General features: G+C 67.6%; 15 protein-coding genes. 11 read left to right on the top strand and 4 right to left on the bottom strand.

Annotated features, from left to right (window positions below):
* Positions 1–142 precede the first annotated feature (142 nt).
* Positions 143–874 carry a ZIP family metal transporter gene (locus KXD97_RS06705; protein WP_260755984.1) on the top strand — a complete coding sequence of 244 codons (732 nt, stop codon included), beginning with the start codon at positions 143–145 and terminating at the stop codon, positions 872–874.
* A gap of 9 nt (positions 875–883) precedes the next feature.
* Here KXD97_RS06705 and KXD97_RS06710 read toward each other — a convergent pair whose 3' ends face one another.
* Entirely contained in the window at positions 884–1876 is a 993-nt protein-coding gene (locus tag KXD97_RS06710) for a glycoside hydrolase family 6 protein (protein WP_260755985.1), read from the bottom strand.
* 110 nt (positions 1877–1986) lie between these two features.
* Here KXD97_RS06710 and KXD97_RS06715 point away from each other — a divergent pair, with 110 nt between their 5' ends.
* From KXD97_RS06715 to KXD97_RS06745, 7 genes are all read left to right on the top strand, one after another.
* The gene (locus KXD97_RS06715; RefSeq protein ID WP_313901356.1) at positions 1987–3087 is read left to right on the top strand and encodes a glycosyltransferase; all 1101 of its coding nucleotides are present in this window, start codon (positions 1987–1989) and stop codon (positions 3085–3087) included.
* A 40-nt stretch (positions 3088–3127) separates the two neighbouring features.
* Positions 3128–4807, top strand: a complete 1680-nt coding sequence (locus KXD97_RS06720) for a threonine/serine exporter ThrE family protein (RefSeq protein WP_260755986.1) — start codon at positions 3128–3130, stop codon at positions 4805–4807.
* On the top strand, positions 4768–6129 hold the full coding sequence (locus KXD97_RS06725; RefSeq protein ID WP_260755987.1) for an MFS transporter: 1362 nt from the start codon (positions 4768–4770) through the stop codon (positions 6127–6129). Before KXD97_RS06720 ends, KXD97_RS06725 begins: the two co-directional genes overlap by 40 nt.
* Positions 6130–6401: 272 nt before the next feature.
* Complete coding sequence (locus KXD97_RS06730; protein WP_260755988.1) at positions 6402–6809, top strand: MarR family winged helix-turn-helix transcriptional regulator; 408 nt, start codon at positions 6402–6404, stop codon at positions 6807–6809.
* A 118-nt stretch (positions 6810–6927) separates the two neighbouring features.
* Positions 6928–7785 carry an oxidoreductase gene (locus KXD97_RS06735; protein ID WP_260755989.1) on the top strand — a complete coding sequence of 286 codons (858 nt, stop codon included), beginning with the start codon at positions 6928–6930 and terminating at the stop codon, positions 7783–7785.
* A 9-nt stretch (positions 7786–7794) separates the two neighbouring features.
* Positions 7795–8220 (top strand): hypothetical protein, encoded by a 426-nt coding sequence (locus KXD97_RS06740; protein ID WP_260755990.1) that lies wholly within the window; start codon positions 7795–7797, stop codon positions 8218–8220.
* Positions 8221–8287: 67 nt separating this feature from the next.
* Complete coding sequence (locus KXD97_RS06745) at positions 8288–8737, top strand: nitroreductase family deazaflavin-dependent oxidoreductase (RefSeq protein WP_260755991.1); 450 nt, start codon at positions 8288–8290, stop codon at positions 8735–8737.
* Positions 8738–8793: 56 nt separating this feature from the next.
* Here the strand turns inward: KXD97_RS06745 and abc-f are convergent, their stop codons facing one another.
* Both abc-f and KXD97_RS06755 read right to left on the bottom strand, forming a co-directional pair.
* Entirely contained in the window at positions 8794–10434 is a 1641-nt protein-coding gene (abc-f, locus tag KXD97_RS06750; protein WP_260755992.1) for a ribosomal protection-like ABC-F family protein, read from the bottom strand.
* Positions 10435–10498: 64 nt separating this feature from the next.
* Complete coding sequence (locus tag KXD97_RS06755; protein ID WP_260755993.1) at positions 10499–10963, bottom strand: TetR/AcrR family transcriptional regulator; 465 nt, start codon at positions 10961–10963, stop codon at positions 10499–10501.
* Positions 10964–10976: 13 nt separating this feature from the next.
* Here KXD97_RS06755 and KXD97_RS06760 point away from each other — a divergent pair, with 13 nt between their 5' ends.
* From KXD97_RS06760 to KXD97_RS06770, 3 genes are all read left to right on the top strand, one after another.
* The gene (locus tag KXD97_RS06760; protein WP_260755994.1) at positions 10977–11525 is read left to right on the top strand and encodes an SDR family oxidoreductase; all 549 of its coding nucleotides are present in this window, start codon (positions 10977–10979) and stop codon (positions 11523–11525) included.
* A 106-nt stretch (positions 11526–11631) separates the two neighbouring features.
* The gene (locus KXD97_RS06765; protein ID WP_260755995.1) at positions 11632–12663 is read left to right on the top strand and encodes a fused (3R)-hydroxyacyl-ACP dehydratase subunits HadA/HadB; all 1032 of its coding nucleotides are present in this window, start codon (positions 11632–11634) and stop codon (positions 12661–12663) included.
* A gap of 790 nt (positions 12664–13453) precedes the next feature.
* Positions 13454–20446, top strand: a complete 6993-nt coding sequence (locus tag KXD97_RS06770) for an Ig-like domain-containing protein (RefSeq protein WP_313901357.1) — start codon at positions 13454–13456, stop codon at positions 20444–20446.
* Between the two features lie 24 nt (positions 20447–20470).
* On the opposite strand, the gene KXD97_RS06775 is transcribed toward KXD97_RS06770, so the two are convergent.
* Positions 20471–22072: an FMN-binding glutamate synthase family protein gene (locus tag KXD97_RS06775; protein WP_260755996.1), complete on the bottom strand. Its 1602-nt coding sequence runs from the start codon at positions 22070–22072 to the stop codon at positions 20471–20473.
* Positions 22073–22115: the final 43 nt, after the last annotated feature.

Below are 22115 nucleotides of genomic sequence, written 5' to 3' on the forward strand. Positions count from 1 at the left end.
CATCCGCAGCCCCGGTCCGGCCACATCCAGCAGCCACCGCGCCACCTCCGGCCGGGTCAGCGCGCGGTGTCCGGGACGTTCGACACTAGTTCTTCGTCGCTCATCCCGGTGACGGTACGCGCGCGGCGGGTACCCAGCGCGGGTGTTGACTGCTGCGCTGTTCGGGATCACCGCATCGAGCGCGCTGGTGATCGGAGCCCTCGTCGGCGTCCGGTGGGATCTGCCCAAGAAGGTGACCGGCGTGCTGCTGGCCTTCGCCAGCGGCGCGCTGATCTCCGCGCTGGCCTTCGAATTGTTCGAAGACGCGTTCCAGCTGGGCGGGGCGCTGCACTCCGGACTCGGCCTGCTCGGCGGCGCGGCCGCGTTCGTCGTGGCCGACAGCCTGCTCGACCGCTACATCAGCGGGAGCTCCGGCCCCCAGCAACGCGAAGTGGTGTCTGACGGCGCGGGCCGCGGGGTCGGACTGGCGTTGCTGGCCGCAGTCACCCTGGACGGCGTTCCCGAGAACCTGGCGCTCGGTGTCTCCCTCGTCGGTGGAGCGTCGCTGTCCTTGCTGGTCGCGATCTTCCTCTCGAATTTTCCCGAGGCCCTGGTCGGCGGGATGTCGATGCGCAAATCCGGGATGAGCGGACGGGCGGTCATCGGAGTGTGGCTGGGGTGCGCCGCGCTGCTCGCCGCCGCGGTGGTGGTCGGTCGGGTCACCGCCGGTCAGCTCAGCGAACCGGTGCTGGCGCTGGCACTCGCGTTCGCCGGCGGCGCGGTGCTGGCCTCACTGGCCGACACGCTGATGCCCGAGGCGTTCGAACACGGCCGCCCGCTCAACGCGTTCGCGACCGCCGGCGGGTTCTTCCTGTCCTTCGTGCTGGCGGGCTGACCGCACGGGCTACCAGCCGGCGGTGCGGGCCAGGTCGATGGCGTACTGGCTGACGAACGTGCCTGCGCTGGGCGCGCCGCGGCAGGCGCCGTCGGACTCACCGGGCCGCTTGACCCACAGGAACGCGTCGACCATGGGGTTGCCGGTGTCCGTGGTGGGGCGCGCACCGAGGGCGCGACCGCTCGGGTTGCACCAATAGAGATCGTCGCCTTCGACCGGCCCGGCGCCGTTGCGCGACGTGTCGACGACAAACGGCTTGCCGCCCGTCATCCCCGAGATCGCGCCGCCGTAGCCCACCGACTCCTCGGTGGTGAAGAAGTTCGCCGTGTTGAGGCTGAAGCCGCGGGCCTTCTCGATGCCCACCTGGTTCAGCCGGCCGGCCATCACGTCCGCGGCGACCCAGCGCGGGTGACCGGCGTCGACGTACACCGCGGTGCCCGGGTTGCGGGTCAGGGTGTCGACGGCGTAGCGGATCAGCTCGATCCGCTCCTGCTGCTGACCGGGGGACAGACAGTCGATCATGGCCAGCGCGTCGGGCTCGAGGATGACCGCCGCGCGCCCGGACCCGATGGCCGCCGCGACACCGTCGATCCAGGACCGGTACCCCCCGGCCGAGCCGAAGCCGCCCGCGGCGTAGCTGCCGCAGTCACGGTTGGGGATGCCGTAGAGCGCCAGCACCGGCATGGTGCCGGCGGCCTGGGCGGTGGCGATGTACTTGGCGTCCACCGCCGGGGTGGAGATGTGGTCCATCCAGTACGCGGTCGGGGTGTTCACGACGGCGGCCAGCAGCGGATCCGGGTTGCCCGCGGCGGCACGCGTCCCCTTCGAGTTGGGGTTGACGTAGAACGGCAGGCCGACCAACGGGTTCGCCTCGGCGGCCAGCCGCACCGCGGGCGCGGCGGCCGGGGCGGGTTCGGTGACCAGGACGGCGCCGGCGACAGCCGCGACGGCGGCGCAGGGGGCGATCAGGCGGGCGAGCACAGCAACGGCGGAAAACGTCACGCGAGAAAACTTAGTGGGGCTGTGCAGCGAGTGCCAACCGCCGTCGAGGTGGGTACTCCCCTTCGCGGGCCGGCGCCGATGCCGCCCCTCGACGGAATCGAGGACCACGGGTGCTGCGAATCGCGCTGATCGCCCACAATCACTTCCCCATCCGCGAACCCTTCGCCGGCGGCCTGGAAGCTCACGTGTGGCATCTGACTCGCGCGCTGGTCGGTCTGGGCCATCGGGTAACCCTGTTCGCCGCTCAGGGCACGGACCCGGGGTTCACCCATCCCGGGTTGACCGTGCGCGCGCTGCCGCGCAGCGAAGCCGCCGCGGTTCCGTTCCCGCTACCGGGCGCGGTGAAGCAGTCCCGGCACGACGCGTACGTCGCGGTGATGTCCGAGCTCACCGAGGACCACCCGTGGCGTTTCGACGTGATCCATAACCACAGCCTGCATTACGTTCCGATCCGGTGGGCGCCGTACCTGCGCACCCCGATGCTGACCACGCTGCACACCCCGCCCCTCCCCCTGCTCGAGGCGGCGATCGGGTCGATGAAGGATTCGGACCTCGCCTTCGCCGCGGTCAGTCGCAACGCCGCGGACGCGTGGGCGCACGTCGGCATCGAGCGGCTGGCGGTCGTCCCCAACGGGGTCGACGTGTCGCGGTGGCCGCTGGGCGCCGGTGGCGGCCGGTATCTGGTGTGGTCGGGGCGGATCGTCCCCGAGAAGGCGCCGCACCTGGCGATCGACGCGGCGGTGCGGTCGGGTCACCACCTCACGCTGGCCGGCCCGACCGTCGACGCCGAGTACTTCCGGCGCCGGATCGAGCCCCATCTGGGCGACAGGGTGCGCTACGCCGGACACCTCGACCAGCGAAGTCTGGCGTCGCTGGTGGGTGGCGCCGCGGCGGCGCTGGTCACCCCGCGGTGGAATGAACCGTACGGGCAGGTGGTCGCCGAAGCGCTGTCGTGCGGCACTCCGGTGGTCGCCTTCGCCCGCGGCGGCGTCCCCGAACTGGTCGACCGGGATTGCGGACGCCTGGTCCCACCCGAGGACACCGCGGCGATGGCCGCGGCGATCCCCGACGCCGCCGCGCTGTGCCGGACGACGGTACGCGCGAAGGCCGTCGCGAGACACAGTGTCGCGACGATGGCCGACCGGTACGTCGCGCTCTACCGCGACCTCATCGACCGGGCCGTGCGCCGCAGGCTCGACCGACCGGCGTGAGTGCGGGTCCGCCCTGCGCCGCTCAGTATCGTGTCCCGTGATGGGTGCCGATCGATCCGACGGGGCAGCGCGGCGCCGGCGCGCGTTGCACTTCGCCCTGAAGGGGCGCCGTGAGCCCGCGTCGGGCGCCGGCCAGCGCCGACGCACCTCCGGCGGGCTGAGCGAGCGGCACACCCGCAAGGTTCTCGACCTGACCATCCGGCTCGCCGAGGTGATGCTGTCGTCCGGCTCGGGCACCGCGGACGTCGTCGCCACCGCCCAGGACGTCGCGCAGGCTTACCAGCTCACCGACTGCGTGGTGGACGTCTTCGTCACCACCATCTTCGTGTCCGCGCTGCCCACCGCCGACAGCCCGCCGGTCACCATCGTGCGGGCGGTGCAGGCACGCTCCACCGACTACACGCGGCTCGCCGACCTCGACCGGTTGGTCCGCAGGATCACCTCGGGCGGGGTATCGGTCGATGAGGCCCACGAGGCGATGGACGAGCTGAGCGAGCAGCCGCACCCCTACCCCCGCTGGATCGCGACCGCGGGGTGGGCCGGCTTCGCCCTCGGCATCGCGATGCTGCTCGGCGGTACCTGGCTGACCTGCATCCTGGCCGCGGTCACCTCGGTGCTGATCGACCGCAGCAGCCGGCTGCTCAACAAGCTGGGCACCCCGCTGTTCTTCCAGCAGGCGGCGGGGGCGCTGATCGCGACGTTGATCGCCGTGGCCGCGTTCCTGTTCGCCGGGCAGGGCCCGACCGCGCTGGTGGCCACCGGGATCGTGATGTTGCTGGCGGGCATGACCCTGGTCGGCTCGGTGCAGGACGCGCTGACCGGATACATGCTCACTGCGGTGGCCCGGCTCGGCGACGTGCTGTTCTTGACCCTCGGCATCGTCGTCGGCATCCTGGCCGGTTTGCAGATCGCCGCCCTGGCCGGCATCGAGATCCAACTCCGTGTCGACGCGACCGAGTACTTCGTACTGCCCACCACGCCGACACAGATCGTGCTGGCGGTGACGGGCGCGGCGCTGGCGGGTGCCTGTCTGGTCATCGCGAGCTACGCCAAATGGCGGTCCGTGCTGACCGCGGGCATCGCGGCAGGTCTCGCCGAGGCCGTGTTGATCGGCCTCGGCAGCGCCGGTTTCGGCCAGGTCGTCGCGACCGGCACCGCAGCGGTGGGTGTCGGCCTCCTGGCCACCGTGATCTCGATTCGGCGGCAGGCGCCCGCGCTGGTCACCGCGACTGCCGGCATCACCCCGATGCTGCCGGGCATGGCCGTCTTCCGGGCGGTGTTCTACTTCGCCGTGGAGCGGGATTTCACCGCGGGCATGGCGCAGGCACTCGCGGCGGCGGCCACTGCGCTGGCGATCGGCGCCGGCGTGGTCATGGGTGAGCTGGCCGGCTCGCCGCTTCGTTACCGCGCCGGGCGGATCAGCGACTTCCTGCGGGTGGAGGGCCCGCCCGGGCTCCGGCGCGCGGTCGGCAACGTGGTGGCACTCCGCCCCGCCGCAGATCAGCAACCAGGCCGCAGCCCTCACCAGCGGTCGTGGAGCGTCGCGCTGGAACCCGAGTTGTCGGACACCAAGGCCGAGCCTGATTCCGGCAGGGAAGATCCAGCCCCGGACGATGAGCACCACACGAGCGATGACGTCCGGGATGTTGAGCCCCGGCAGATAACGAGCAAGCGCTTCTCATGTCCACCACCCACGAAGACCCACCACCGGGAGTCCTGAAGAAGGCCATCACCGCGTCGGCGATCGGCAACGCGACCGAATGGTTCGACTACGGCATCTACGCCTACGGCGTCACCTATATCTCGGCGGCGATCTTCCCCGGGGACGCCGCCAGCGCGACGTTGCTGGCGTTGATGACGTTCGCGGTGTCCTTCCTCGTCCGTCCACTGGGTGGATTCGTCTGGGGACCGCTCGGTGACCGGCTGGGCCGCAAGCGGGTGCTGGCGATGACGATCGTGCTGATGGCCGGGGCCACGTTCTGCGTCGGACTGGTGCCCAGCTACGACATGATCGGGATGTGGGCACCGTTCCTGCTGGTGCTGCTCCGCATGATCCAGGGCTTCTCTACCGGCGGTGAGTACGGGGGCGCCGCCACGTTCATGGCCGAGTACGCGCCGAGCCGGCGCCGCGGGCTGCTCGGCAGCTTCCTCGAGTTCGGCACCCTCGGCGGGTTTTCACTGGGCGCGCTGCTGATGCTGGGCTGCTCCCTGGTCCTCAGCGACGAGCAGATGCACGCCTGGGGTTGGCGGCTGCCGTTCCTGGTGGCCGCGCCACTCGGCCTGATCGGGCTCTATTTGCGGTCACGGCTGGAGGACACCCCGGTGTTCCGGGAGCTCGAGGAGAAGGGTGAGACGGAATCGGAGACCACCGCTCAGTTCCGCGATCTGCTGGGCCGGTACTGGCGGCCGATCCTGCAGTTGGGCGGACTGGTGGTCGCGCTGAACGTCGTGAACTACACCCTGCTGACCTACATGCCGACGTACCTGGAGACCAAGATCGGGCTGACGCCGGACCAGTCGCTGATCGTGCCGGTCATCGGCATGCTGTCGATGATGGTGTTCGTCCCCTTCGCCGGACTGCTCAGTGACCGGGTGGGACGCAAGCCGTTGTGGTGGTTCTCGTTGGTCGGTCTGTTCGTCGCCGCCGTGCCGATGTTCCTGTTGATGGGCACCAACCTATGGGGCGCGGTGATCGGCTACGCGCTCCTTGGGCTGCTGTACGTGCCGCAGCTGGCGACGATCTCGGCGACGTTCCCGGCGATGTTCCCCACCCAGGTGCGCTACGCCGGATTCGCGATCGCCTACAACGTGTCGACGTCGCTGTTCGGCGGCACCGCACCGGCGGTCAACGACTGGCTCATCGGCGAGACCGGCGACCTGCTGTTCCCCGCCTACTACATGATGGGCGCGTGCGTCATCGGCGCCATCGCACTGCTCAAGGTGCCCGAGACCGCACGGTGCCCGATCGGCGGGACCGTCACGCCGGGCACCGACGAGGCGCCGGACCCGGTGCCGTTCGAGAGCGCGCGCAGCGGGGGCTGAGCATGGGCGCTTGAGCGTCGGGCCATGCGGAACACCCTGGCGGGTTCTTCCGGACGTCGATGCGCCCCAATTGCCACAGGAAGCCGCGGTTTTCAGTGAATGGGCGAGTAGACCTCTGGAAAAGGCGGATTCCTGTGACTCATGCGGTGTCGCGGGAAACATAGCCGTCGCCGACATCGGGCTGCGTGACGCACTCACGGCTATGTGCGTGACGTACTCTGACCGCGAGATCAACGGAGGTAAGCGCGGTGAGGGCCGATCAACGTCGTGCGGTGGAAGTTGCCGACGCGTTCGGCCGTGCCGCCAAGTCGGTGGTGCGGTCGTTCGACGAGCGCCTCGGCGAGCACGGCGTGTCGACGCCGCGATCCAAGTTGCTTGCCGAAGTCCAACGGCTGCAACCGGTTCGGCTGGCCGATCTGGCCCGCGCGGTGGGTGTCACGCAGGGCACCGCGTCCAGCCTCGTCGACGCGCTGGTGCGTGACGGGCTGATCGAGCGGGCGCCCGACGCGAATGACCGCCGCGCGGTCCGGTTGACGACGACGCCGGCCGGGGCAGCACAGGCAAAGCGCTGGCTGGCCGATTACGCCGCGGCCGCGCACGAGTTGCTGAAGGGGTTGACCCGCGACGAGCAGGAGACCCTGACCCGACTCCTCACCAAGCTCGCCGACAGCCTGAGCTGAGCACCGCCCCACACCGAGGGCTCCGAAGCGTTCATCGGTGCCGGCCACGTCCGTTGACACCCTTGACCTCTCGCCATATAGTTCGAGGCACAATAGTTTGATATCAAAGGAGTTGTCGATGAGCTCGCCATCCACGTTCACACTCGGAAAGTACGAGGTTCACCGCGTCGGATTCGGCGCGATGCAGCTGCCCGGACCCGGCGTGTTCGGACCTCCGCGCGATCATGACCAGGCGATCGCCGTGCTGCGGCGCGCCGTCGAACTCGGCGTCGACCACATCGACACCGCACAGATCTACGGGCCCGATGTCGCCAACGAACTGATCAGAGAGGCGCTGCACCCGTACCCGGACAACCTTGCGCTGGTCAGCAAGGTCGGGGGCACCCGCGACGACCAGGCCAACTGGCTGCCCGCGCAGCAGCCGGAGCAACTGCGCCGCGACATCGAAGTCAACCTCGACACCTTGGAGACCGATCAGCTGGCAGCGGTGAATCTGCGGATCTTCGACAGCGGTGAGCCGGGTGCGGTTGACCGCCCGCTGTTCGACCGTCAGCTCGACGCGATGATCGCCGCGCGCGACGAGGGCCTCATCGCCGGTATCGGATTGAGCAACATCAGCCGCGAGCATCTCGAAATCGCCTTGGAGCGCACCGATATCGTGTGCGTGCAGAACGCGTACAACCTGGCTGACCGCTCGTCACAGCCGGTGCTCGATCTGTGCGTCGAGCGCGGAATCGCGTTCGTACCGTTCTTCCCGCTGGGTTCGGCGTTCGCCCCCGACAATCCGGTGCTCGGCAACGCGACGGTGCGGCGCCTGGCCGCCGAACTGGATCGCACGCCGGCACAGATCGCGCTGGCGTGGACGCTGAAGCAGGCGCCGAACGTGTTGCTGATTCCCGGCACGTCGTCGGTGGCGCACCTGGAGGAGAACATGGCCGTCGCGCAGATCGAGCTGCCCGACGACATCTCTTGGTAGACACTTTTCATGGCCCCGACGCGCAGCGTGACCCTGGAAACGCTCGGGGCGTGGGTCATCAAGTGCAACCCGAACAAGACCCCGCTCGCGCCGATGCTTGCCGCCGGCGAGGCCAAACGCATCTGGTGTATCGCCGGCAACTACCGGTCTCGACTCATCCGGCCGGGCCACCGGGTCCTGTTCTGGGTGTCGTCACACCCCGAGCGGGGATTCTGGGGCGACGGTCGCGTCACCGGCCGGCCCGTCGCCGAGGGGGGCGGGCTGCAGCTGCCCGTACGCATTCCGCTGCTGCGCGAGCCGCTCACCGCGGTGAGGTTGTCGTCGATCTCCACGCTGGCGTCGATGGAGGTGTTCCGCTCCCCTCAGCAGGCCAATCCGTCGTGGGTGAGCGCGGCCGAACTGGCAGCCATCGACACACTATTGGCCCGGCTCTGAAGGGTTGCATCGCCTCGTACGGGATACACCGGGAATACCCATAGGAATCACGATCGTTGGAGGCAGCGTGAGCGAACAAGCAGAGTTGAGTCCCACCGACTGGGTCCGCGACCAGACCAAGCGCATCCTGGAGCAAGGCACCACCGACGGCGTCGAAATTCTCGACCGCCCGGTCGTGCTGTACACCACCACCGGTGCGCAGTCGGGCAAGAAACGCTACGTGCCGTTGATGCGCGTCGAGGAGAACGGCCGCTACGCAATGGTGGCGTCCAAGGGCGGCGATCCGAAGCACCCCAGCTGGTACTTCAACGTCAAGGCCAACCCCGCGGTCACCGTCCAGGACGGTGACAAGGTAGTGGAGGGCACCGCCCGTGAGCTCGACGGCGACGAACGCGAGCATTGGTGGAAGCTGGCCGTCGCGGCGTTCCCGCCGTACGCCGAGTACCAGACCAAAACCGAGCGACAGATCCCGGTCTTCCTCATCGAGCCGGTCGAGTCGGACCGACCCGCGGAATAGCCTTCCTGGTCGCGGTTACACCCTGCGGGGGAGCCCTGGCTTCACGCTCGCGGGGTCTATTCGACGCGACCGTTCTCGACCCGCCATGAGCGATCCAACCGGACGTTCTGCAGCATCCGTCGATCGTGGGTGACCAGCAGCAGCGCGCCCGCATAGGCGTCCAGGGCCTGTTCGAGCTGCTCGATGGCGGGCAGGTCGAGATGGTTGGTCGGCTCGTCGAGCACCAGCACGTTGGTGCCTCGGGCCTGTAGGAGTGCCATCCCGGCCCTGGTGCGTTCGCCAGGCGAGAGGTGGTCGACGGCGCGTTCCACGTGGTCGGCGCCGAGCCCGAATTTCGCCAGCAGCGTCCGCACGTCGGCGGTCGGCCAGGACGGCACCTGCTGCTCGAACCGGTCGAGAAGCCGATCAGGGCCAGTGAAATACGCACGGGCCTGGTCGATTTCGCCGATCTCGACACTGGCACCCAGGCTCGCCCGCCCCTCATCGGGCCGCTGACGGCCCAGCAGCAGGCGCAGCAACGTCGACTTACCCGCCCCGTTGGGGCCGGTGATGCCGATGCGCTCCCCGGCGTCTACCTGCAGTGACACCGGGCCGAGCACGAAAGCGCCTTGCCGCACAACAGCTTTGTCGAGTGTCGCGACCACCGCACTCGATCGCGGCGCCGCCCCGATGGTGAACTGCAGCGTCCATTCCTTGCGGGGCTCCTCGACCTCGTCCAGGCGGGCGATCCGGCTCTCCATCTGACGCACCTTCTGCGCCTGCTTTTCACTGGATTCGGTGGCCGCACGGCGACGGATCTTGTCGTTGTCGGGTGCCTTGCGGATCGCGTTGCGCGTGCCCTGGCTCGACCATTCCCGCTGTATACGCGCGCGGGCCACCAGGTCGGCCTTCTTCTCGGCGAACTCCTCGTACTGTTCGCGCCGATGCCGGCGGTTGACCTCGCGCTCGTCCAGATAGCTGTCGTATCCGCCGCCGAATACGGTGGCGGTGTTCTGCGCCAGGTCGAGTTCCAGTACGCGAGTCACGGTGCGGGACAGGAATTCCCGGTCGTGACTGACCAGGACAACTCCGCCGCGCAGCTCGCCGACGAACCGCTCGAGCCTGGCCAGGCCGTCCAGGTCGAGGTCGTTGGTCGGTTCGTCGAGCAGCACGATGTCGAACCGCGACAGCAGCAGCGCCGCCAGTCCCACCCGGGCGGCCTGCCCGCCCGACAGGGCGGTCATTGGCGTCGTGTCCGGACGCACGGCATCGGTGTCGAGTCCGAGGTCGGCCAATACTGCCGGCAGTCGCTCGTCGAGGTCGGCGGCGCCGGTGGCAAGCCAGTGGTCCAGCGCGGCCGCGTACGCGTCGGCGCCGTTGCCCGCGTCGTCCAGCGCGGCGGCCGCGGCGTCCATGGCGCGCGTGGCCTGGGCACATCCGGTGCGGCGCGCGACGTAGGCCGCCACGGTCTCGCCCGGGACGCGTTCGTGCTCCTGGGGCAGCCACCCGACGAATGCGTCGGCCGGCGCGACGCTGACCGAACCTCGGAGCGGATCCAGTTCCCCGGCCAGGATTCGCAGTAGGGTGCTTTTGCCGGCGCCGTTGGCGCCGACGACTCCGACCACATCGCCCGGGGCGACGGTCAGGTCGACGTTCTCGAAGAGGGTGCGGTGGGCGAATCCGCCCGCCACATTCTTCGCGACGAGCGTTGCGGTCATGGCGCTATCGTCGCACTACCTTTCGGGCCCGACGGCCCCAGGGAATCGCTGTGAGGGCCTGGCGTCAGTCAGCCGGAAATTGCGGCCAACCCGCCAACGCGAGCCCCTGGCAGACGGCCGCGATCCAGCGTGCCAACACCAGCGTGTCCACCGCGGGCAGGTCGCCGTCGGCCACGGCCGCGTCGAAACGTTTGGCGATCCGGTGCACGGTGGAGTCGCGCAGCTCGGGGAGTCCGGGCGCGTTCCCCACCGTCAGGCATCCATGTGGCCCCCGTGCGACAGCGCGGGCGGTCGGCTCTGCGAGCGCGTCGGTGAGGTAGCCGCCCGGGCCGGCCAGGTAGCGCAGCGTGGCTCGCTCGAAGAGCTTCTCCTTGGATCCGAACTCGGCGTAGATGCTGCGCCGGTGGACCCCGGTCGCCGCGGTGACGTCCGAGATCGACACGCCGTCGAAGCCGCGTTCCCAGAAGAGTTTCATCGCTTCCCGCTCGACGTGCTCGGGTTCGAATTCGCGGGGTCGTCCGACGGCCATGTACCGCACACGGATGAGCACAGCACCCTTGGCAGGAAAGCGAGCACTGGTGACGGGAGGATCGCGTGGAATCGGCGCCGAGATCGTGCGGCGGCTCGCCTCCGACGACGCCACGGTGGTGGCCATCCAGGCCGATTCCGCGGACCCGGCGCAGGTGGCACGCGCCGTCGAGCAGACCGTGGCCGAACTCGACGGCCTCGAGATCCTGGTGAACAACTCGGCCGTCGCCCACCTCGCACCGATCGACGAGTTCCCGGCCGAGGAGTTCGACCGCCTGGTCGCGATCAACATGACCAAGGGTGCGGTGTCCTCGTTCACCAGAGGACTGGCCCGCGACCTCGGATCGCGTGGCATTACCGTCACCAACGTCCAACCTGGCCCGATCGACACCGACGCCAACCCCGACGACGGTGCCTTCGCCGAGAGTCTGAAGCAGGTGACCGCGCAGGGCCACTACGGACACACCAGCGACGTCGCATCCCTGGTGAGCTTCCTGGCCGGCCCGGAGTCCGGCTACATCACCGGGGCGCACCTGAACGTCGACGGCGGCTTCACCGTGTAGGGCTCGACCGGCGATGCCTGCTTCGGCTTGTGGCGGGCCGACCTCGGCGCGTTAGTGTGCTTGGGTCGGCCTCCATGACCAGCCGACGGAAGAGTTGAGCACATCTATGACTGCACCAGCAGAAGCCTCGCCGCTCGAAGCGCGGGTCGGCCACCACTACCAGATGGACGGCACCTACCTCGTCGGTCGCGAGAAGGTCCGCGAATACGCCCGCGCGGTGCAGGACTACCACCCCGCGCACTGGGGCGTCGCCGCGGCCGCCGAGCTGGGCTATAGCGACGTCGTCGCGCCGCTGACATTTACTTCGGCCCCGGGCATGCAGTGCAACCGCCGGATGTTCGAGGAGATCGTCGTCGGCTACGACACGTATCTGCAGACCGAAGAGGTCTTCGAGCAGCACCGGCCGATCGTCGCGGGTGACGAGCTGGTCATCGACGTGGAGCTGTCGTCGGTGCGCCGGACGGCCGGCCGGGACTTCATCACCGTGACCAACACCTTCACCGACACGCGCGGCGAGCGGGTGCACACCCTGCACACCACCGTCGTCGGGGTGACGGCCGAAGACATCGACGCCGGAGTCAAGACCGCCGTGCAGAACGCGATGATGCACGATATGAACATCCTCGACATCGGGGGATCCGAGGACGACTACGAGAAGACGGTGCGGCCCGCGGGCGACATCCGGATCTCCGACGGGGCGCTGACCCGCACGCCGGGTACGCCGTCCTTCGACGACGTCAAGGCCGGCGACGTGTTACCCGTCCACCACACCCGACTCTCCCGCGGCGATCTGGTGAACTACGCCGGCGTCGCCGGCGACGCCAACCCGATCCACTGGGACGAGGACATCGCCAGGCTGGCCGGCCTGCCCGACGTGATCGCCCACGGCATGCTCACCATGGGTCTGGGCGCCGGCTTCGTCTCGGCCTGGTCGGGCGACCCCGGCGCGGTGACCCGCTACACGGTGCGGCTGTCCCAGCCGGCGGTGGTGTCGGCCAAGGAGGGCGCCGACATCGAATACAGCGGCAAAATCAAGTCATTGGACCCCGAGACCCGCTCCGGCATCGTGCTGGTCGGCGCGAAGTCGGCGGGGAAAAAGATCTTCGGTCTCGCCACGATGCACATCCGCTTCCGCTGAGCCGGGAGGTCATGGTGGTCGGCACCATCTCCACGCTGAACCGGTATCCGGTGAAGTCGATGCTCGGTGAGCGGTGTGCCGGTCTGGAAGTAGTCGGTCGGCCGCCGCGGTCGAGCGGTCCGACCTGATGACGTCCTCACCCACGGGCTCGACTGCGGCGAGGTCGCGCCGCGCTGCTCGGTGCCGACGCTCAAACGCGGTGCACTGAACCGATTCCCGCAGTCGTTGCGGTACGTGCTCGAACCCAATCGGGTCGAGGCGCAAAGAGTGGCACCGATCTACACGCAGGGCGAGAACGTGCCCGCCGCCGACCGCGGACCGCTATGAGAGTTCCTGCAACGGCGCGAAGGTTAAGCACACCCTGGTCGTGACCATAGTGCCTCGCAAGGGGCCCTTCCTGATGTCGCCGCGCGAGGTGCCACCTCGTCGCCCAACCCGACATTGGCGACAAGATGGTCGCGACACTGCGCAATGCTGCCTGACGTTCCGGCACCGCATACGGCACAGTACGCCCCTCACATCCCGAGTCGATTAGAGCAGCAACCTTGTATGCCAAACCGACGCCCCCGGCTGAGAAAACACGTCCTTGGGGCGGATAATTAGTAGCTGTGCTGTACATACAGTGCATATTCTAGGAGGTTAATCGGCCTCCTGTCAGCCTCCGCAACATTGCCATACGGACGGCATTTCAAGCCGTCTGAATATGGTGACATCGGTAGTCTATTTGCTCAATCTTCACGCTTGTAACCGTGAGGCATGCTGTGCGGCCCCTAAGTCGCCAGTGCCGACTTTGGCTGTTTCTCTTTCAAAGATCGCCAAGAGCTGCTTATTATCTTGGCAGTCAAATTTGCTAGAAGTGCACGTTCGGTCTCGATCCGTCATGGGCGTGTGCGGAGCCAAGAGGACGGCCCGGGCGGGCCAGACGAGCGAGGGTTGCAAAATGGGCTCAGGAACCCATCGTCGGCATGCCGTACCGAGCAAACCTCGCCACCAGAAGCAGAAGAACTCCAGCAACGCACAGGCGACCTACCCGACCTTCCGCCTCGCAGGCGGCACCTCCACCTCGACCGCTCCTCCGCTCACCGCAAGCACCTACGCGAAGTACATCGGCCGGGTCGGCGTGCTGGCGGTGGCTCTTGGTGTCGGCGCTGCGGTTACCACAGGCCACGGGCTCGGGGCAGCGCACGCCGACACCGGCGCGGCATCCAAGGACTCCTCGTCGAAGGATCCGTCGTCTTCAACAGCGTCGAATGAGTCGACCGGCCAGGTGTCTGGCGAGGACGGTGGAGACGCCGAAGACACCGCAGACGACTCCGATGCCGCCGACCAGGAGACGGCCGACACGGAACTCGACGACCCCGAACTCGACGACTCCGAGACGGTGGACGAGCCGACCCAGGATGTCGAGGAGGAGACCGAACCGTCGACCGAAGTGGTGGCTGTTCCGCCGGTCGACGATGCGGCACCGGAGGCTGCCGAGCAGGAGCCCGTGCCGCAGAGCGCGCCCGCGTCCACCGAGTCCACAGAAAGTTCGGCCGACGTTGCGCCGCTTCCCGGATCGCACGACTCCGGCGCGGCGACCTCGGATCCATCCGGCACATCGGTCGAGCTGGATTCACCGGCCGACCCGGAGGCAACGGCCCTGGACGAGGACGGAAAAGACTTCGGGACCAACATCTTTCAGACAAGTCTCACCGACGAATCCCAGCCGCCGGCCACGGCGTCTTCTTCCGCGGCAGCTCCGGTCGCCGCGGTCGGGAGCGTCCAGGCCTTCGTCTCCTCGCTTTTGTCCCCGTTCGTGGCGCCGGGGCCGGTCGCACCGGCACAGCCCCCATTTCTGTGGGCACTGCTGGGATGGATTCACCGCGAGATCCAGCGCACGTTCTTCAACCGCACCCCTGATGTGCGGCCACAGGAGCTGACGCTCGTGCTGGGCCCGGGCGTGGCGAGTGGCCCCATCTCGTTCAACGGTTACGACTACGAAGAAGACGCGATAACCTACTTCGTGCCGACGCGCGGTGTCCCCGGCGGCCCCAAGCACGGCACCGTGACCGTCGATCAGGCGACGGGCACGTTCACCTACACGCCCGACGCGGGCTTCACCGGCACTGACGATTTCTTCGTCACCGCAAGCGATGCCCGTAGCCGCTTCCACCTCCACGGGCTGTTCGGATTTCTGCGGCCGCACCGGGGTCATACCGATGCCGCGAGGATCACCCTGAACGTCGTCAACCCGGCCGCCCCGCCGGTGGTGAACAACGACTCTTACGCGACCTCCGAGAACAACGCAGTGGTGGGCAACGTGCTGTCCAACGACAGCGATCCCACCCATCAGAACTTGACCGCCACACTGCTATTCGGTCCCTCCCACGGCAGCGTCACGCTGACGCCGAACGGAGAGTTCACCTACACACCGAGGCCCGGCTGGAGCGGCACAGACGACTTCACCTACACCGCATCCAATCTCACGTTCAGCTCGACTGCGAGCGTGACGATCACCGTCACCCCCGTCAACCAGGCTCCGACGACCGTCGACGACTCCTACGCGACGACCGAGGACATGGCGGTCACCGGGAACGTCCTGAACAACGACAGCGACCGCGAAGGCGCCGCTGTCACCGCGGCGCTCGTGACCGGCGCCAGTCACGGCGACCTCACGTTCAATGCCGACGGATCGTTCACCTACACGCCGGACCCCGACTTCAACGGCATCGACCACTTCTCCTATGCCGCCTCGGACGGATTGCTCACCAGCGCACCGACGCTGGTGACGATCACTGTTGCCGCGTTCAACGACGCGCCGGTGGCCGGCGACGACTCCTTCGCCCTCAACGAGGACGGCATCCTGACCGGTTCGGTGCTGCGCAACGACAGCGACGTGGATGCCGATCCGCTGACTGTGTCGCTGATCTCGGGGCCGGCCCACGGCAACCTCACCTTGAATCCGGACGGGACGTTCTCGTTCACGCCGTTCGCCGACTACAACGGAACCGACTCGTTCACCTACACCCTCAGCGACGGAACGGCCGGCGCCACCGCCACCGCCACCATCACGATCGCCCCGGTCAACGATTCCCCCGTTGCGCATGACGGGTCGTTCGTCGTCAACGAGGGAACCAGCTACACCGGCACCGTGAATGTCGTCGACGTCGACGGCGACACCCTGACCAGCACGGTCGTCGACGGCCCGAACCACGGCACGCTGACACTGGGTACCGACGGGTCGTTCATCTACACCCCCGATGCCCAGTACAGCGGGACGGACTGGTTCGCGTTCGTGGTCTCCGACGGCACGGTCTCCAGTGCGCCCGCCGTCATCCAGATCACGATCGCACCCGTCAACAACGCGCCCGTCGCCCATGACGACACCTACTCGATGAACGAGGACGCCATCCTGGCCGGCTCGGTGGTGTTCAACGACGCGGATGCGGACCGCGACACCCTCACCGCCGCAGTCGCATCCGGACCGAGCCACGGTGTGCTGGTCCTCCATGCGAACGGCTCGTTCACCTACACGCCCACCGCCCACTACCACGGCACCGACAGCTTCACCTACACCCTCAGCGACGGCACCGCCACGAGCAACGCCGCCACCGTGACCATCGCGATCAACCCGGTCAACGATGTTCCCGTCACCGGTGACGACATCTACGGCGTCGACGAAGGTGCCGTGCTGACCGGCAACGTCCTGACCAATGACCGTGACGTGGAATCCCAGTCACTGACGGCGTCTGTGGCCGACGGCCCCCTGAACGGCACCGTGGTTCTCGACTCCGACGGCAACTTCCAGTACACGCCCAACGCGAACTTCAGCGGAGTGGACTGGTTCACCTACCTCGCTTCCGACGGCTCGGCCGTCAGCACACCGGCGGTGGTGGTGATCGTGGTCGCACCGGTCAACGGCGCGCCGGTGGCCAACGACGACAGTTACACGGTGGTCGAGGACGGCATCCTGGCCGGCAACGTGCTGTCGAATGACGTTGACGATGAGGGAGATTCACTGACCGTGTCTCTGGTCAGCGCGCCGGCGAACGGTGCGCTGGTGTTGAACGGCGACGGCACGTTCGTGTACACACCGGCCGCGAACTACAACGGCACGGACTCATTCACCTACATCATCGGCGACGGCAGCCTCACCAGCCGGACAGCGACTGTCACCGTCACCGTCACGCCAGTCAACAACGCGCCGGTCGCCGTCGGCGATTCCTTCGGCACCGACGAAGACTCCGGGCTGTCGGGCGATGTGCTGACCAACGACACCGACATCGACGGCGACAGCCTGACCGCCACGCTGGTCACCGGCCCGGCACACGGAACCCTCATCCTCAACGCCGACGGTTCGTTCGAATACACCCCGCACGCCGACCACCGTGGCACCGACATCTTCACCTACACCGTCACCGACGGCACCCTCACCAGCTCGGTGGCCACCGTCAGCATCACCGTCAACCAGGTCAACGACACCCCCACCGCGGTCGATGATTTCTTCACCATCGACGAGGATGCTGTCCAGTCCGGCACGGTGATCACCAATGACGGTGATGTGGACGGCGACCCGTTGACCGTGTCCGTGGTCGACGGACCCGCCCGCGGCACCCTGCTCCTCAACGCCGACGGCACCTTCACCTACACCCCGCACGCCGACTACCACGGCACCGACAGCTTCACCTACACCGTCACCGACGGTACCCTCACCAGCTCGGTGGCCACCGTCAGCATCGTCATCGACCCGGTGAACGACAGCCCCGTCGCCGGCGACGACTCGTTCACGTTCGACGAGGACCACATCCTGACCGGTGGAGTGCTCGCCAATGACAGTGATGTGGACGGTGATTCGCTGACCGTGTCCCTCGTCAACGGCCCCGCCCGCGGCACCCTGATCCTCAACGCCGACGGCAGTTTCACCTACACCCCGAACGCCGACTACCACGGCACCGACAGCTTCACCTACACCGTCACCGACGGCACCCTCACCAGCTCGGTGGCCACCGTGAGCTTCACCGTCAACCCGGTCAACGACACCCCCGTCGCCGGCAACGATTCGTACACCGTCGCCGAGGACGGCACCTTCACCGGTAACGTTTTGTCCAACGACACCGACGTCGACGGCGACAACCTGACCGCGACGGTGGTGGACGGACCCGCCCACGGCACGCTGACCTTCAACGCCGACGGCAGTTTCACCTATACCCCCGACACCGACTACCACGGTGTGGACAGCTTCACCTACCGGGCTTCGGACGCAGCCACGACCGGTAACACCGCACTGGTCACGATCGCGGTGACCGCCGTCAACGACGCCCCGGTGTCGATCCACGACAACGTCACCACGAATGAGGACACCTCGGTGACGGGCAATGTCCTGGCCAACGACACCGACGTCGACGGCGACGCGCTGCAAGCGACGGTGGTGGCCGGACCCGCCAACGGCACGTTGATCCTCAACGCCGACGGCACCTTCACCTACACCCCGAACGCCGATTTCCACGGCACCGACACCTTCACCTACGAGGCCGGCGACGGCATCACCACGAGTTCTGCTGCCACCGTGAGCATCACGATCAACCCGGTGAACGACACCCCGGTCGCCGACAACGACAGCTACGCCACCGACGAAGACACCTCATTGACCGGAAGCGTCCTGGCCAACGACACCGATGCTGACGGCAACCCGCTCACCGCAACGCTTGTCACCGGACCCGCCAACGGCACGCTCACGCTCAACGCCGACGGCACCTTCACCTACACCCCCATCGCCGACTACCACGGCACCGACAGCTTCACCTACACCGCCGGCGACGGCGCGGCCGCCAGCAGCACCGCCACTGTCAACATCACCGTCGCGCCGGTCAACGACGCACCGGTCGCCGCGGGCGACGCCTACACCACCAACGAAGACACTCAGCTGACCGGCAACGTACTGACCAACGACATTGACGCCGACGGAAACCCGCTTACCGCAACGGTGGTGACCGGGCCCGGCCGGGGCACACTGACGTTCAACGGCGACGGTACCTTCACCTACACCCCGGACGCCGACTACCACGGCACCGACACCTTCACCTACGAAGTAGGCGACGGCACCGCTACCAGTTCCGTTGCCACCGTCAGCATCACGATCAGCCCGGTCAACGACGCACCGGTCGCGGTCAACGACAGCTACACCACGAACGAAGACACCAAGCTCACCGGTAACGTGCTGACCAACGACACCGATGCCGACGGAAACCCGCTCACCGCGGCGGTGGGCACCGGACCGGCGCACGGCACCCTGACCCTCAACGCCGACGGGTCGTTCGAGTACACCCCGGATGCCAATTACCACGGCACCGACGTGTTCACCTACACGATCAACGACGGCGCGCTCAACAGCAGGACCGCGATCGTGAGTATCGCCATCGCCGCCGTCAACGACGCCCCCGCAGCCGTGAACGACAGCTACACCATCAACGAAGACACCCCCCTCACGGGCAACGTCCTGGCCAACGACACCGACGTCGACCGCGACATGCTGAAAGCGACCCTGGTGAACGGGCCCGCGCACGGCACCCTCACCCTCAGTGAGAACGGCACCTTCACCTACACCCCGAACACCAACTACAACGGCATCGACACCTTCACCTACACGGTCAACGACGGTACCACCACCAGTTCCTTTGCCACCGTGAGCATCACGATCAGCCCGGTCAACAACGCACCCGCGGCCGTCAACGACAGCTACACCACCGCCGAGGACACGCCATTGGGCGGCAACGTGCTGACCAACGACGTCGACGCCGACGGCAACGCCCTGACCGCGACCATGGTCGTGGGACCCACGTCCGGCACCCTGACCCTCAACAGCGACGGCTCGTTCACCTACACCCCGAACGCCAACTACCACGGCACCGACAGCTTTACCTACACCGCCGGTGACGGCACTGCCACCAGCACGGTGGCCACCGTGAGCATCACAGTCAACGCCGTCAACGACGCCCCCGTCGCCACCGGCGACACCGTCACCACCAACCAGAACATCGCGGTCAGCGGCAACGTGCTCAACAACGACACCGATGTCGACAATCCCAAGACCGCGCTGACCGCCACGGTGGTCACCGGCCCCGCCAACGGCACCCTGATCCTCAATGCCGACGGCACCTTCACCTACACCCCGAACACCGGCTATCACGGCGCCGACAGCTTCACCTACCGGCTCAACGACGGTGCTGCGGACAGCAATATCGCCGCCGTCAGCATCACGGTCATGGACAACGTGGCGCCGGCGGCGGTCGGGGTTCAGACCTCCAACGGCGGCGGCACCAACGGGCTTCTACAGCAAGGCGACAGCATCACCTACACCTTCAGCGAGCCGATAGATCCCGCTTCGATCCTGTCCGGCTGGAACGGCACATCCAGAAACGTCGTCGTCCGGGCCTACGACGGCAACATCCTGCTCGGCCTGCTGGGCGGCAACGACACCCTCCAGGTCTACGACTCGGCCAACAGCAGTCTGCTGCCATTGGGCACCCTCGACCTGGGCCGCGACGACTACGTCACCGGGCTGCTCGGCGGCACCATCACATTCGGCGCTTCCGGCAGCCCGTCCACGATGACGATGAGCGGCAGCACGATCACCATCGTGCTGGGCACTTACGATTCCATCTTCCTCGGCGCCGGCCGCAACATCGCACTGGGAACCGGAACCATGGTCTGGACGCCGTCGACGACGCCGAAGGACCTTGCGGGCAACGCCCTCTCAGGCGCACCGGCCACCGAGTCGGGAACCGCTGACAGGGACTTCTGAGGACGCCGGGCGGCCTGAGTTCTGTTACTCCGTCGCCTGATTGGGCTCAGCCGCCAGCTTGAGCGGTGCGTGCTCGACGACCTCATGGGTGCCGGGCCGGTCGTCGTAGCGGCGCATGTACTCGTCGATCTCGGCGACGATCTCCGGACCCGGTACTCCCCACCATTCCCGGTAGCCGTACACATCGCCGAGCGGCCGGTGCCCGCGGTCGCCGTCGAGAATCTCGACGTGGTTCGGGCTCAGCATCGCCGGGTGGCGCACACCGGCCGCCTCCGAAACCTTCAGCAGGTCACGCCGGAGGGTCATGACGTAGTTGGCCACCCGGTGTGACTTCTGTTCCGGGTCTAATCCGCTTGCCAGCCAGGGGTTCTGCGTGGCCACGCCGGTCGGGCAGCGATTGGTGTGGCACTTCTGCGCCTGGATGCACCCGATCGCCAGCATCGCTTCCCGCGCCACGTTGATCAGGTCCACCCCCAAGGCGAAGGCCACGATCGCATTGGCGGACAGCCCTAGTTTGCCCGAACCGATCCACGTGACACGGTCACACAAGCCGCGCTCTGCGAACAGGCCGAACACGCGGGAGAAGCCTATCCGGAACGGGAACGACACATGATCGGCGAAAACCAGTGGCGCCGCGCCGGTTCCGCCCTCACCGCCGTCGATCGCGATGAAGTCGACGCCGCGCTGCCCGTCCTCCATCCGGTCGGCCAGTGTCTCCCAGAAGCCCAGCTCCCCCACCGCAGACTTGATGCCGACGGGAAGTCCGGTGGCGTCTGCGATCCGCTCCACGACGTCGAGCATCTCGTCGACGTTGTTGAACGCGGTGTGCCGGGACGGGCTCGCGACGTCCTTGCCCTGCTCCACGCCGCGGATCCGGGCGATCTCGGCGTTCACCTTGGCGCCCGGAAGATGGCCACCCAGACCGGGTTTGGCGCCCTGGCTCAGTTTGATCTCGATGGCGCGCACAGGTCCGGAGCCGACGACCTCGACCAGCCGGTTCAGATCGAAGTTCCCGTGTTCGTCACGGCAGCCGAAGTAGCCGGTGCCGATCTGGAACACCAGATCGCCGCCCTGGCGGTGGTGGTCCGACAGGCCGCCCTCGCCGGTGTTGTGCCAGAAGCCGGCGATTTTGGCGCCCTTGTTCATTGCCTCGATGGCCTGGGGGCTGAGCGAGCCGAACGACATCGCTGACACGTTGACCACCGAGGCCGGGCGGAAGGCGTGCCGGCGTCCGCGGGGCCCGCCGAGAACCTTGGCGCCGGGGACCTCGATGTCGCGGCCGTGGATCGGTGATGCGGGCACGACATCGGAGAAGGTCGCCTGCTTGATGATCGGGTACGCGGCGTTCTCCGTGTCGTTGTCCGTACCGAAGGCGAAGTAGTTGTTCTCCTTCTTCGCCGAGGTGTACACCCAGCGCCGGTGATCGCGGCTGAACGGCCGCTCCGCATCGTTGCTGGTGATGATGTACTGGCGCAGCTCCGGGCCCACCGACTCCAGCAGATACCTCATCCGCGCGATGACCGGGAAATTGTGGCGGAGGGCGTGCTCCTTCTGCAGCAGGTCCTGCACCGCGATGCCGGCCAGAGCCGCGGCCGGAGCCAGTGCGGCGAGCGTCCGCTTCTTCATGGGACCAACACTGCCACACGGACCACCCCGGCGGTCCATGTCA

The sequence above is a fragment of the Mycobacterium sp. SMC-8 genome, from assembly GCF_025263565.1.
Taxonomy (GTDB): Bacteria; Actinomycetota; Actinomycetes; order Mycobacteriales; family Mycobacteriaceae; genus Mycobacterium.